13 protein-coding genes are annotated in these 13,925 nt (G+C 34.8%); 11 read left to right on the top strand and 2 right to left on the bottom strand.

Going from position 1 to position 13,925, the window contains the following annotated elements; translation table 11 throughout:
• Positions 1-196 precede the first annotated feature (196 nt).
• From EPK97_RS10205 to EPK97_RS10170, 8 genes are all read left to right on the top strand, one after another.
• Positions 197-565, top strand: coding sequence for a GNAT family N-acetyltransferase (locus EPK97_RS10205; protein WP_162036519.1), 369 nt, complete (start codon positions 197-199; stop codon positions 563-565).
• A 182-nt stretch (positions 566-747) separates the two neighbouring features.
• Entirely contained in the window at positions 748-1,191 is a 444-nt protein-coding gene (gene rnhA / locus EPK97_RS10200) for a ribonuclease HI (protein ID WP_162036518.1), read from the top strand.
• A gap of 6 nt (positions 1,192-1,197) precedes the next feature.
• A complete protein-coding gene (queG, locus tag EPK97_RS10195; protein ID WP_162036517.1) occupies positions 1,198-2,370 on the top strand; it encodes a tRNA epoxyqueuosine(34) reductase QueG in 1,173 nt (390 codons plus the stop codon).
• An 87-nt stretch (positions 2,371-2,457) separates the two neighbouring features.
• Positions 2,458-2,667 (top strand): YneF family protein, encoded by a 210-nt coding sequence (locus tag EPK97_RS10190; protein ID WP_162036516.1) that lies wholly within the window; start codon positions 2,458-2,460, stop codon positions 2,665-2,667.
• Between the two features lie 35 nt (positions 2,668-2,702).
• Positions 2,703-3,296 (top strand): GTP cyclohydrolase I FolE, encoded by a 594-nt coding sequence (gene folE / locus EPK97_RS10185; protein WP_162036515.1) that lies wholly within the window; start codon positions 2,703-2,705, stop codon positions 3,294-3,296.
• A 317-nt stretch (positions 3,297-3,613) separates the two neighbouring features.
• Entirely contained in the window at positions 3,614-4,465 is an 852-nt protein-coding gene (locus EPK97_RS22395) for a helix-turn-helix domain-containing protein (RefSeq protein ID WP_162036514.1), read from the top strand.
• A gap of 62 nt (positions 4,466-4,527) precedes the next feature.
• Positions 4,528-6,015 (top strand): amidase, encoded by a 1,488-nt coding sequence (locus EPK97_RS10175; RefSeq protein WP_162036513.1) that lies wholly within the window; start codon positions 4,528-4,530, stop codon positions 6,013-6,015.
• A 119-nt stretch (positions 6,016-6,134) separates the two neighbouring features.
• The gene (locus tag EPK97_RS10170; RefSeq protein WP_162036512.1) at positions 6,135-8,075 is read left to right on the top strand and encodes a GTP-binding protein; all 1,941 of its coding nucleotides are present in this window, start codon (positions 6,135-6,137) and stop codon (positions 8,073-8,075) included.
• 10 nt (positions 8,076-8,085) lie between these two features.
• On the opposite strand, the gene EPK97_RS10165 is transcribed toward EPK97_RS10170, so the two are convergent.
• The gene (locus EPK97_RS10165; RefSeq protein ID WP_162036511.1) at positions 8,086-9,210 is read right to left on the bottom strand and encodes a Fe-Mn family superoxide dismutase; all 1,125 of its coding nucleotides are present in this window, start codon (positions 9,208-9,210) and stop codon (positions 8,086-8,088) included.
• 217 nt (positions 9,211-9,427) lie between these two features.
• Here EPK97_RS10165 and EPK97_RS10160 point away from each other — a divergent pair, with 217 nt between their 5' ends.
• From EPK97_RS10160 to EPK97_RS10150, 3 genes are all read left to right on the top strand, one after another.
• On the top strand, positions 9,428-10,828 hold the full coding sequence (locus tag EPK97_RS10160) for a glycoside hydrolase family 18 protein (RefSeq protein WP_162036510.1): 1,401 nt from the start codon (positions 9,428-9,430) through the stop codon (positions 10,826-10,828).
• A 149-nt stretch (positions 10,829-10,977) separates the two neighbouring features.
• Positions 10,978-11,718, top strand: a complete 741-nt coding sequence (locus EPK97_RS10155) for an IclR family transcriptional regulator (RefSeq protein WP_162036509.1) — start codon at positions 10,978-10,980, stop codon at positions 11,716-11,718.
• A 325-nt stretch (positions 11,719-12,043) separates the two neighbouring features.
• On the top strand, positions 12,044-13,336 hold the full coding sequence (locus EPK97_RS10150; RefSeq protein WP_162036508.1) for a homocysteine synthase: 1,293 nt from the start codon (positions 12,044-12,046) through the stop codon (positions 13,334-13,336).
• A 98-nt stretch (positions 13,337-13,434) separates the two neighbouring features.
• Here EPK97_RS10150 and rraA read toward each other — a convergent pair whose 3' ends face one another.
• Positions 13,435-13,914 carry a ribonuclease E activity regulator RraA gene (rraA, locus tag EPK97_RS10145; protein ID WP_162036507.1) on the bottom strand — a complete coding sequence of 160 codons (480 nt, stop codon included), beginning with the start codon at positions 13,912-13,914 and terminating at the stop codon, positions 13,435-13,437.
• Between the last annotated feature and the right edge of the window lie 11 nt (positions 13,915-13,925).

Below are 13,925 nucleotides of genomic sequence, written 5' to 3'. Positions count from 1 at the left end.
AGAAAACAAGAGATAACTTTAAAAATATTAATAATTTTGCAGGAATTTAACGAATTTTGTCGAAAATTTATATATAATAAATATACAGAGATTGTTTTATTCGAAATAATATTCTTTAAACCACTGTTAATAAGATTCACATTAATAAATGATATTCTTTATGTAATGAATGAAAAATGAAGGGGAGTCATTTAATATGAATTTACGTTCTTTTCAACTATCTGATTGTGAGAAGGTTACAAACTTATTAAAGGAAGTATTGTCGGATACATGTTACAAAAAAACAATTAAGGTTTTTTCTAAACAACTGTCTTATGACAGTGAACTAGTTGTTGTTGCAGAAGATGATAGTGAGGTTGTTGGAGTTATTATAGGATCCATAAAGAACAAACAAGGTCAGTATATTTTAACGGAAGATCCGAGCTACACAGAAAATGAAGTTGGAAAGAAAATGGTAATTGAATTAAAGGAACGTTTTGTACAAAAAAAAGTGAAGGAAAAGAATATCACGATGTATGATATTCAACATAAGGAATCTCATCAATTTGACGCAGTATGTTCATGAATTAAGTATGCTTATGATTTGGCTTTCACTTTATACCTTAAGAGGTACGAGGATCAGTTAATGAACCATTTTACTTTTTAAGGTATAATGTGATAGGATTCACTTAACTTCACATTTTTGGGGATATATGATATGGTCGAATTAGTTATATGATAACCCAATTAGAAACGGAGGGTTATAACATGAAAGAAGTTACAATATATACAGATGGAGCATGTTCTGGCAATCCTGGCCCTGGTGGTTGGGGTGCTATTTTATTATATGGAGAACACCGTAAAGAGATTTCAGGTGGAGAGCCAGATACAACGAATAATCGTATGGAAATGGTTGCAGTAATTGAGTCTATTAAGCAATTAAAATCCCCTTGTAAAGTGAAAGTACATAGTGATTCTGCGTATATCGTGAATTGCTTTGGGCAAGGATGGATTCATAATTGGAAACGAAACGGTTGGAAAAACAGTAAAAAACAACCCGTTGAAAATCAAGATTTATGGAAGGCTTTAGATGATTTGATGAAAATTCATGATGTAGAGTATATTAAAGTAAAGGGCCATAGTGATAACGAGTTGAATAATCGTTGTGATTTTTTAGCTGTGGAAGCTGCAAAAGTGCAAGCTTTGAGGTGACAAGTTTTGAATTATTCAGTTGCAAAATCATCAAGAAATGATTGGGAATATTTAAAGGATGAGATTAAACAAGCTGCATCCTCACTTGGAATAGATAAAATAGGGTTTGCTTCGGCAGACCCTTTTTTGGAATTAAAACAAATTTTATTAAACCATCGTAAAAAAGGATATGAGTCTGGTTTTGAAGAGCCAGATCTGGATAAAAGAGTTGAACCTAAACTTACATTTGAACAACCCAAATCTATCTTATCGATTGCCATCGCTTATCCTTCAAAGTTGAAAGATCCACCAAAATCAAAGCCAGGTTCTTACAGAGGTATGATCTCCAGATCAGCATGGGGCGAAGATTACCATCATGTTTTAAAAAAAAGGTTAAAGAATTTAGAGCATTTTATTAAAGAAAGAGTGTCTGATGTCAGACTTGAAAGTATGGTGGATACAGGGGTTTTAGTTGATAGAGCAGTGGCGGAGCGTGCGGGTATAGGTTGGGTAGGTAAAAACTGCGCTGTCATTACACCAGAGTTCGGTTCATGGGTCTATCTTGGAGAAATGATGACTAACATTCCATTTATTCCCGATCAGGAAGTAACAGAGGAGTGTGGGGATTGCACGATATGTATTGATGCCTGTCCTACAGATGCTCTTGTGGGTCCAGGTCAGTTAAATTCTAATCGCTGCATATCATTTGTAACGCAAACAAAAGGTTTTGTAAGTGACGAGTTAAAGGAGAAGATAGGTAATCGTTTGTATGGTTGTGATACTTGTCAGATTGTATGTCCAAAAAATAAAGCGAAACATTTCACTCATCAAACTGAACTTCAACCAGATCCAGAGATTGTGAAACCACTCCTAAAACCACTACTATCATTAAGCAATCGTGAGTTTAAAGAAAAGTACGGATTTAGTGCGTCTGCTTGGAGAGGAAAAAAACCCATTCAACGAAACGCAATTACTGCGTTAGGTGTTTTTAAAGATCAGAGTGCAATTCCTATATTAAAGGAGATCCTTTTCAAAGACCAGAGACCAGAGATAAGAGAAGCAGCAGCATGGTCATTAGGTAAAATCAATACAGATGAAGCGCTTGAAGTAATCAAACAAGGGATTTCTCAAGAAAAGAACGAAGTTGTATTGGAATCACTGTCCAAAGCAGAACAACGTATTAATAATTCGAAGTCATAATGGATTTGACGAAATCACATGAATCAAGTAAAGTTGATTATGGTTAATTGGAGTTTGATTGAACTAATTTGACAGAGGTGAATATATATGGCAGATGTTATCATTCCAATTGTGACCCTTATTGTAGGTCTTATTATTGGATTTTTTGTTGGTGTATTTTATTTACGAAAACAACTCGAAAAAATGCAAAACAACCCAGATATGCTTAAGGAAATGGCAAAGAAAATGGGTTATAATGTAAATAACCAACAAATGAATCAAATGCAAAAAATGATGAAAAATAAAAAATTTAAATAAATAATTGTAATGAGTTTAGAAAAGAGGAATTTATCATGGCAGGTTTTAAAGAATATAAAAATGACCTAATAAGTGATAATAGAGAAGTCGTAGAAAATCATATCAGAGAAATCTTGAAACTTATTGGGGAGGACGTAGAACGAGAAGGATTGTTAGATACTCCTGCTCGCGTAACACGTATGTATGAAGAAATTTTCTCAGGTTACAACGTTGATCCCCGGAAAATCTTAGACGTAACCTTTGATGAAGATCATGAGGAGTTAGTCATAGTTAAAGATATTGTGTATTACAGTCAATGTGAGCACCATATGGCACCGTTTTTCGGAAAAATCCATATTGGTTACATTCCAAATGGAAAAATTGCTGGACTTAGTAAATTTGCTCGATTAGTGGATGCTGTTACACGTAAGTTACAGGTACAAGAACGTATAACATCAGAAGTTGCAGATATTATGGTTGAGGTTTTAAACCCTCAAGCGGTTATGGTTATTGTAGAAGGAGAACATTTATGTATGTGTTCTAGAGGTGTGAAAAAGTATGGTAGTAAAACTATCACCTCTGCTATGCGTGGCGCATTTTTAAAAGACCCAGCATCAAGAGCTGAATGTCTCTCTCTTTTAAAAGATTAATAAATGCGATAAACGATTTTAAAACACCAGTTCATGAGCTGGTGTTTTTTTGTTAAGATATAAACAAAGTTATTTTAAACAATCATTTCAATTATTGAACTTTTTATTTTTAATTTTAACAAGATACTACATAAATTGAAGGGCTTGGTTTATATTTTTAAATATTTGTTAGATAAATTTATTTATTTAATTATATTATTGGGTAATTTATTTATCTTTTACTTTCTATTTGCTAGAATTAGTAACTATTTTTATAATGGGTTGAATCCAAAATGGATATTGATAGATTTATTTTTTGAAGAAAAAGAGGTAGAATTGTGGACTATATTGAAAACCTCTCAAAAACAATCAACTTCATTGAAAATAATTTAACAAATAAAATAACAATTGAACAAATTAGTAAACAAAGTGGTTATTCCAAGTTTCACTTTCAAAGACTATTTCATCAAGTGGTTGGGGAAACTGTGGGTAAATATATTATGAATCGACGATTAACTGAAGCAGCAAAAAAATTAATGAGTGATGATACAAGTATAATAGATATTGCTTTTGAATTCGTATACGACTCTCATGAAGTTTTTACAAGGGCTTTTAAAAGAAGATTTAATATGAGTCCATACCAATTTAGAAAAAGTGGAATGACAACTGAATTTGTTTATAAAAAACCAATCAATATTCAATATCTTAAAAATAAAAACTTGAATTTATTAGAAGATATAGAGGAAGTAACATTTGAAAATTTGTTACTTAAAGGTTATCAGGCTGCAAATGGTTCAAGAGAAGCTATTTTAACAAGCTGGTCAAAACTACGCGGGAACATAACCACAAAGGATGAAAGGAATTTTAATGCCTTTGGAGTCATACAATATCCAGATTCTTTTGGTATAGAGATCGACTTCACCTATCTTGCAGCAGTAGAGTCCGTTTATTTAGATAACAAAAATGATCAAGATTTAAAGGATGTGAGTTTGCCTAATAGTAAGTACATTGTTTTTTCACATAAAGGATCAACTAAAGACTTACCTTTATCTTATGAATATATCTATGGGGTATGGTTATCAAAGTCAAAGTATGTTGTAAGTAGTTCTTATGATTTTGAGAGATATCGTTCTTTTGGAGATAGTAGAGATCCAGTGATTCAAATATGTATACCTGTTCAGAGAGTTTAGCACTAATCATCAAGTTTTTATATCTTTCCCCCTGTATCTTAAATATGAAGGGAGAGATGAACATGAAACAAGATGATTTTTTGTTTTATTCGGCTACAAAAATTGCGAAATTAATTCGAAACGGAGAGTTGACTTCAGAGCAGGTGACTAAAGCATTAATCCAAAGGATTCAAACACATGATTCAAAAGTAAATGCAGTTGTGAATAAGGATTTAGATCAAGTTTTAATGGATGCAAAAAGAGCGGATGAGGAACTTAAAAAGGGTTTAGTTCAAGGACCACTTCATGGTGTTCCCATTACATTCAAAGAATCGTATGCAATCAAAGGTATGAAAACAACAAGTGGTTTTACCCCATTCAAAGAGTATACTACTGATTTTGATGCTACCATTGTACGTCGTTTAAAGGAAGCTGGAGCAATCATTGTAGGTAAAACAAATGTACCACCACTATTGATGGATTTACAAACGGATAATGAGATTTATGGAAGAACAAATAATCCTTGGGATCTGAATCGTACACCTGGAGGGAGTAGTGGTGGTGGAGCGGCAGCAGTTGCTTCTTGTTTTAGTTACTTAGATATAGGAAGCGATATAGGTGGCTCATTAAGAATACCTGCTCATTATTGTGGTGTATATAGTTTGAAGCCAACAGAACACGCAGTACCAGCATTTGGACATTTTCCAATGCCTTATAAGTCAAAACCTCCAGAATACCGCTCATCAAGACACCTCGCTTGTTATGGTCCTTTGGCAAGGTCTATTGATGATTTAATTTTAGCTTTTTCCACAATAACGGGTTCAGATCCAAATGATATGAAAGTGCCCCCTCTAAACAACAACAAACCAGATAAGTTAAATTTAAATCATTTAAAAATAGCTTGGATGGATCAGCTTTCAGATGTTCCTGTTGCTAAGGAAGTTAAAGATCATATTTATAGATTCGTAGAAAAGCTAAAATCGCTCGGTATTCAAACTGTAAAAATAGAGCAGTTTCCAGAGAGTACAAACAAAGTTTGGGAAACATGGGGGAAAATGATTGATGCGGAGTTGAATTCAGGCAAACCATCAATTTTAAGGGGAATTGAACATATCTTTACAAGAAACCTTCAAAAGAAATATCCAACTTCTAGTAAATTAATGCCTCTTACCTTTAAAAATTATATGAAAATTTTAACACAGAGGGAGAATCTTATTTCATCATTTGATATGTTTATGGATTCATATGAAATGTTTATTTTGCCAGTCAGTGTTACGGCAGCTTTTCCACATATTAAAAAAGATAAACTAATAGGACATCAACCGATTTATAAAAACCCTGTGTATGTAGATGGTAAACCCATGAACTATTGGCAAGCAACTGGAGCTTATACAAATTTATTTAATGTATTAACTAATCCAGTTGTAACCATGCCTATTGGATTAAATAAAGATAATATGCCCTTAGGAGTACAATGTGTAGGGAAGAGATGGGATGATTTTAAGTTATTACACATAGTGAATCAGCTCGTGAGTGAAATGGATATGGATGTTCCAATAGTGTCATTTTAGAACTATACGATTACTTACATTAATACGTATCAAACAGGAGACAGTGAATAAGGTAGCGGTATGATACAATATGAATTAATAATATCATTGTAAAGACTCATAGAATAGGTGATTCAGGTTTGTTAAACTTACTGAATAGAAGAAATATTGGTATATTTGCTCATATTGATGCTGGAAAAACAACGACAACAGAACAAATGTTATTTAAGGGGGGGCAAATTCGCTCCCTTGGAAGTGTTGATACAGGGACAGCACAGACGGATTGGTTGGATGTTGAACGAGAACGTGGTATTTCTGTGCTTGCAGCAACAACAGAATTAATATGGAGAGATACGGCTATTAATATTGTGGATACTCCAGGTCATGTTGATTTTTTGTCAGAGGTGGAGCGAAGCTTACGAGTCATGGACGGGGCCATACTTATCATATCCGCAGTTGAAGGTGTTCAACCTCAAACAGAAGTCATTTGGCAAGCTCTTCGTAAGCTTAACATTCCAACTTTGATTTATATAAACAAAATAGATCGGATAGGGGCTGATCCTGATCGAGTGATTGAGAATATTCATCATGAACTATCTACAGCTGCTGTTCCGATTCAAAACACTCAAGGTGTAGAACATTCTTTTGATGAACAACCTCTATATGATCAAATTGTAGAAGTCGTTTCAGAACACGATGATTCGATTTTAAATCAATATTTGGAAGGGAAACTTATATCAAACCAACAGCTTATGGAGAATTTATCTTTATTATCAAAAAATGGGAAAATATTTCCCGTATTATTTGGTGCTTCAAATAAAGGAATCGGGATTCAGGAGCTTATGGATGCCATGATTGAGTATCTTCCTCATCCAGGAGGATTAAAGGATGCTCCTTTATCTGGAATTGTATTTAAAATCGATAGAGACAAAAAGTTAGGAAGACTGGCTTATGTCCGGTTGTATCAAGGTAGTATTCAAAATCGGGATTCTATTTATAATGTTACCCAAGGTGTTGAAGAGAAGGTAACCCAGATTCGAAAAATCCAAGGAAATAAAAGTGAAGATTTGGGAGAACTTCACGCTGGAGATATTGCAGTACTCAGTGGTATGAGTCATGTGAAAATTGGAGATATACTAGGTAGCGCTGAAGCTGTTCCTGAACACCCTCACATGGCAGTACCACTCTTAACAGTGAAAGTAGAATGGGAACAAGAAGAGGAATATCCGGCTGTTGTTAAAGCATTACAAGAATTGTCTGATGAGGACCCACTATTAGATTTACAGTGGCATCAAGAGGATAGAGAACTTCATATTAAAGTGATGGGGAAAATACAGCTTGAGATCCTTACAAGTTTAATGAAAAGCCGGTTTCAGTTAAATGTGAAATTTGGACAGCCGTCTGTGATTTACAAGGAGACACCAAAACAAATAGGGGCAGGTCTTATTCGTTATACGATGCCAAAACCTTGTTGGGCAGTATTGCGATTTAAAATTGAACCAGGCGAGAGAGGGAGTGGGGTGACTTATCATTCTGTTGTACGAAAAGAAGAATTGTTAGAACGTTATCAGAATGAGGTGGCTCGGAGAATTCCTGAAGCATTGGAACAAGGGTTATACGGATGGAATGTAGTAGATTTAAAAATCACATTAATAGAAGGAGAGCATCATGTTGTTCATACACACCCTTTGGATTTTGCTGTCGCTACACCAATGGGAATTATGAATGGATTGGATCAAACGGGTACGAAGTTGTTGGAACCGATGTTGAACTTTAGAATATCTGTACCTGAACAGTTTGGTGGAAAGATTCTTCATGATCTGTCTCAGATGAGAGCAACATTTGATTCACCGAATCAGCAAGAAGATCGAATGATTGTGGAAGGAATTATACCTTTGTCTACTTCGATGGAATATTCCATTGAACTAGCTTCATTAACAAAAGGAAAAGGGACGATCACAACCTATTTTCAAGGCTATCAGGAATGTCCAGAAGGGGTTTTGGCTACTAGAGAGAGAAGAGGGATTAACCCCTTGGATCAGTCCAAATATATATTAAGTGTTCGTAAGGCTTTGTCATAGTAATAAATTTTCAGTATGTCACCCATTTCAATCTTCTAGCATGAGAAAATCGTTCATTCACATGTTCCCAATTCACTACATTCCACCATGCCTCAACATAATCTGGACGATTGTTCATGTATTTCAAGTAATAAGCATGTTCCCAAACATCTAATACAAGCAATGGGATAACATCCCATTGTGATAGATTTTGGTGTTTTTCTGCTTGTAAAATTTCTAATCGATGACTTCTTGGGCTCCAAACTAAAATGGCCCAACCCCCACCTTCTACATTATTAGCTGCTGCAGTAAATTGTTTTTTGAATTCGTCAAAGCTGCCAAAATCTTTCGTGATTTGTCCACTAATAGCCCCAGTAGCATCACCACCACCATCAGGGGACATGATATTCCAAAAAATTGTATGCAGATAATGACCTGCCCCATTAAAAGCTAATTCTCGTTCCCAATGTTTAATTAACGAGAAATCATCTGATTGTCTAGCTTTTTCTAATTGTATTTCAGCATTGTTTAACCCATTTACATAAGCTAAATGATGTTTATCATGGTGGATTTTCATTGTATCTTCATCTATATATGGTTCTAATGCATCATAAGAATAAGGTAGAGGAGGAAGGGTATGTTTTCCAATAGGAACTGGCTTTTCTGTCATCACACCTTCTTCGTCTGAAGAGTTTGTTGAGATTCTAACTGATTCATTCGTATTTTCTTGAGGGTCATTTGGAGCTAGTAGATAACCATTAAGTACGCCTAAGAAATAGTCAGATTCGCGAATAATGTGTAACATGACCGTATTGAGCGTTTGATTGTTTTTAATCACTTCACTTTGTTCCATCATTTGATATAACTGTTTAATGAATTGCTGTGATTGTGTAATGCTGCTGTCTATAAATTGCTGCATTTGTTTTAATTCATGGTTTTGATTTTGTGATCGAATAATAGATTCAATCCACTGTTGAGCTGTACTTTCCATCTTAGCAAAAACGATTTCCCATTCTTGAAGTAGTTTGACATACTGTTCCTCTAAATCAGGAGCAAGTTCACGTATAACAACGGTATGTTCTTTTTCTTGCATTTTCCAAAAACGAATTTCCTCTAAGATTCGTAATGGCATTAAGCTTCCATATACTTTAAGCATAAAGTTTTCCCCCTATAAAATAGAAAAGAGCTTGTTCACTAAATCACGATGAACAGCCTTTTTAATGAAAAGGTTGTATGTAAAATACTATGCTTAACAATAGGAAACTATGAAATAATATTGGATTGTTAAAATAAGGTTCACCTCACTCTGTATATATTAACGTCATTTCTCAAGGTTATTTTGAATACTTATATAGAAAAAAGGAGGGTACTTTATGCTTATTCATACGATAAACCCAGGCGAAACACTTTGGCAAGTTGCACAATCTTATCGAGTGCCGATGTCAAAAATAATAGAAATAAATAAATTACCAGATCCAAATAAATTAGTAATCGGTCAATCGATAGTGATTCCAACTGAAGATTTTATTCACATAGTTAAACCAGGAGAAACATTATGGAAAATTGCTCAAAATTATGGGACATCAGTTCAAGCGATAGTTCAGGCAAATCAAATTACTGATCCTGTAAATATTTTTCCAGGGGGGAGGTTGTATATTCCAGCACCACGATATTATGTTAGACCAGGAGATACGTTGTGGAAAATTGCCCAGAATTATGGGATCTCATTACAAACATTGATAAGTGTAAACGATATGAAACCTCCATATCTTATATACCCAGGTATGATGTTAATCATCCCCCGAAAAGAAAAACCTGTTATTGATGTGAATGCATATATTTATAAACTAGGGGATGAGGCAATCCCAATCGTAAAAGAAGTTGGAAAATATTTAACTTCTTTAACCCCTTCTGCCTACGCGATGAAAGAAGATGGGAGTCTTCAACAGATTGAGGATTCTCAGGCCATTGAGACTAGCTTTGAAGAAAATGTAATACCGATGATGTCGATTACGAATTTTACTGCAACAGATCCAGGGTCAGATCTTGCACATGATGTTTTAAATAATCAAGAAATTCAAGAGGAATTGATATCTAACATTTTAACGATTATGAAAGAGAAAGGGTATCAAGGTTTAAATGTAAATTTAGAAAATGTCCTCCCAGAAGACCGCGAGCCTTATAATCAATTTCTTCAACTTGTTGTAGATCGCTTACATCCAGAAGGTTATTTTGTTTCAAGTGCTTTAATCCCAAAAGTAAGTTCTAGAAATGATGCGTATGATTATGAAGCACATGGTAGAATTGCTGACTATGTCATATTAATGACATATGAATGGGGTTACAGACTTGGACCTCCACAAGCTATCTCACCAATAAATCAAATTAAACGTGTTCTCGATTACGCAGTCACAGTTATACCTAGAGAAAAAATATTCTTTGGGTTTCAAATCTATGCAAGAGATTGGTTGCTTCCTCATGTACAAGGACAAGTGGCAGAAACATTTAGTAGCCAGGAAGCTATATTAAGAGCTGTAAAGTACGGAGCAGATATTAAATATGATGCTGTAACTCAGTCGCCATATTATCGTTACACAGATGAACAAGGCAGAATGCACGAGGTATGGTTTGAAGATGCCCGTAGTGCTCAAGCGAAATTCGATACCGTAAAGGATTATGATTTAAAAGGGATTAGTTACTGGGTTTTAGGTTATCCATTTCCACAAAATTGGGTATTGCTTGAAGACAATTTTACGGTTAAAAAACAAACATAAGAACAAATTCATACTTCCACCACCCAGTTGTTATTAGGTATAAATTGACTGGAATTTCCCAAAATAAGTTTTATTTTTGAACTAAATGAGGTATAATTATTGTAACAGAGTTTCATCGTGTGAAACACATATCAAGGGTGGTGTAGGTTTTGGAACAAACAAAAAGTGGAACAGTTCGTGCAGTTGAGCGAGCATTAGATATTTTGTTATGTTTTACAGATGAAATAGATTTGGGTTTGACGGAAATAGCAGAAAAAACAGGATTACATAAAAGTACCGTTTTTCGTTTATTAGCTTCCTTAGAAGTGAAAGGGTTTGTGATTCGTGATTCTGTTACTGAAAAGTATAGACTAGGTTTTCGGATATGGGAGTTGTCTGCAAACTTATCACAATCTGATGATCCAGCGACGATTCTTTTACCTGAGATGGAGCGATTAAGAGATATTTTAGGTGAAACCATTAGTTTGTACATTCGTGATGGTAACGAAAGAATTCGTATACAAGCAGTGCAAAGTAAACATTCAATTAGAAGAGTTGCTCCTATTGGTGCTCGATTACCATTGTATGTAGGTGCATCTAGTAAAATATTAATTGCATTTGCTGACACGGACATACAAGAAAACATGATTAATGAATGGACGGAACTCATAGACATCTCTGCTTATAAAGATCAAATGGCAGAAATTCGAAAGGTTGGATATGCCACAAGTATTGAGGAAAGGGAGTCTGGTGTTGCAGCTGTTTCCATCCCGATTTTTAATCGATCGCATCATTTGGTAGCTGCTTTATCCGTTTCAGGTCCAGTAAATCGTCTAACATTAGAAAATATGAAAGAGCATGCTGGGCTCATGATCGAAACTGCAGATCGAATGGGGAAAATGATTCGGTGATGTTTCCCTATTCTCTCTTTTCATACTAATAGCCCCAGCTTTAACATATACGCTTTCACTCCACGGGTTTTTAGATTTTTAGTCAGTTAATTCCTAAATCTATTAAAATTAACAATAAAAACGCTTACATTTTTATGTAAAATTTGTGAAATTTTTTTGTTGCATAGCAGAGTAAAGCTTCAATATTCAGTTACTCCTCCCTATTGAATATATGTAACATATAGTATAATATATAAGTTGATAAATTATTTTATATCTATTGGATATAAATGTATTTATTGAATTTGCTGAGTACATATTTTTGGAAATCATGGGGGGACAATTTATGTCTGAGGAACGTAAGTTAGGTTTAGAAACTTTATCAGTACATGCAGGTCAAGAGATTGATCCAACAACAATGTCATCTGCTCTTCCAATTTATCAGACAGCTGCGTATGGATTTAAAGATACGGAACATGCTGCAAAACTATTTGCATTAGAGGAATTTGGGAATATTTACACTCGATTGACGAATCCAACTTCAGATGCTTTTGAGAAAAGAGTAGCCGCATTAGAAGGCGGTCAAGCAGCTTTAGCAACTTCTTCTGGTTTATCTGCAGTCACTTATTCTATCTTTAATATTGCGGGTGCGGGGGATGAAATCGTATCTGGTTCAAGTTTGTATGGTGGGACTTATAATTTGTTTTCAACAGCTTTACCTAGGCTCGGTATTGACGTTAAGTTAATTGATCCTAATGATCCAGAAAACTTCCGTAGAGCTATTACGGATAAAACAAAAGCTTTATATGCAGAAGCTTTAGGAAATCCTAGAGGTGATTTATTAGACATAGAAGCAGTTGCAAAAATTGCTCATGAACATAACATTCCTTTCATTGTTGATAATACGATCCCTAGCCCTTATTTATTACGTCCGATCGAACATGGTGCAGACATTGTTGTACATTCAGCTACGAAATTTATTGGTGGTCATGGTACTTCAATGGGTGGGATTATTGTTGATGGTGGTACCTTTGATTGGAAAGCTAGTGGAAAGTTCCCAGGATTAACTGAACCAGATCCAAGTTACAATGGTGTTAGATATACAGAGGCTGTAGGTTCTATTGCATATATCGTTAAAGCACGTGCTCAATTGATGAGAGATATGGGGGCGTCAATTTCACCATTTAATTCCTTCTTACTTATGCAAGGATTAGAAACACTACATTTACGTATGGAAAGACATAGTGAAAATGCGATGAAGATTGCAAGATTTTTAGAGAATCACGAATTCGTTGAAACTGTTAGTTTTGTAGGTTTGGAAAGTCATCCTACACATCATCTAGTAAAGAAATATTTACCTGATGGACAGGGGGCTGTGATGAATTTTGAAGTGAAAGGCGGGCTTGAAGCAGGGAAAAAATTAATTAATTCTGTAGAGCTTTTCTCACATCTAGCCAATATTGGAGATTGTAAATCTTTAATTATTCATCCAGCAAGTACGACTCACGCCCAACTAACAGGTGATGATTTATTATCTGCAGGGGTAACTTCTGGAATGATTCGATTGTCTATTGGTACAGAGTTTATTGATGATTTAATCCATGATTTAGATCAAGCTTTAAATAAAAGTCAAAAATAAATAATTTCCAATTTATATAAAAAACGCCTTAGTTGATGTAAATATCACTAGGGCGTTTAGTAAACTAATATGGATTTTTAAATTATAAGAGTTGCCCTTTATGAAAGCTCTCTAGGAGCTACAACGATGCCATCCTCATCAACATAAACGTATTCTCCAGGTACCCAAGTCACTTCACCAAATTTGACTACCACATTGGTTTTTCCCTTACCTTCTTTTTTACTTTTTAAGGGGTTTGTGCTAAGTGCCCTAATACCGAAGTCTAGCTTAGATAATTCTACTGAATCACGTACACATCCGTTAATAATAATACCGCTAAGTCGTCTAGATACACCAATTTCACCTAAACGGTCACCCATTAATGCACATTTTTTTGATCCACCACCATCCACTACTAAAACTGACCCTTCAGGAATGGTGTTCAGCGCCTCTTCAAGTAATACATTATCTTCAAGTATCTCTACTGTAGCAATCGGGCCAAAAAAAGATTGCTTCTTACCAAATGAGCGAAATTCAGTTTGGCATATTGATAATTCCTTTGCATATTCATCACATAAATCTGTTGTTTTGAAGGTCATTTTTTCATTTC

The sequence above is a fragment of the Chengkuizengella sediminis genome (genome assembly GCF_010078385.1).
GTDB classification, from domain to species: Bacteria; Bacillota; Bacilli; order Paenibacillales; family KCTC-33759; genus Chengkuizengella; species Chengkuizengella sediminis.
Note: the sequence above shows the minus strand (reverse complement) of the source record. Positions and strands in the feature narration are given on the sequence as shown.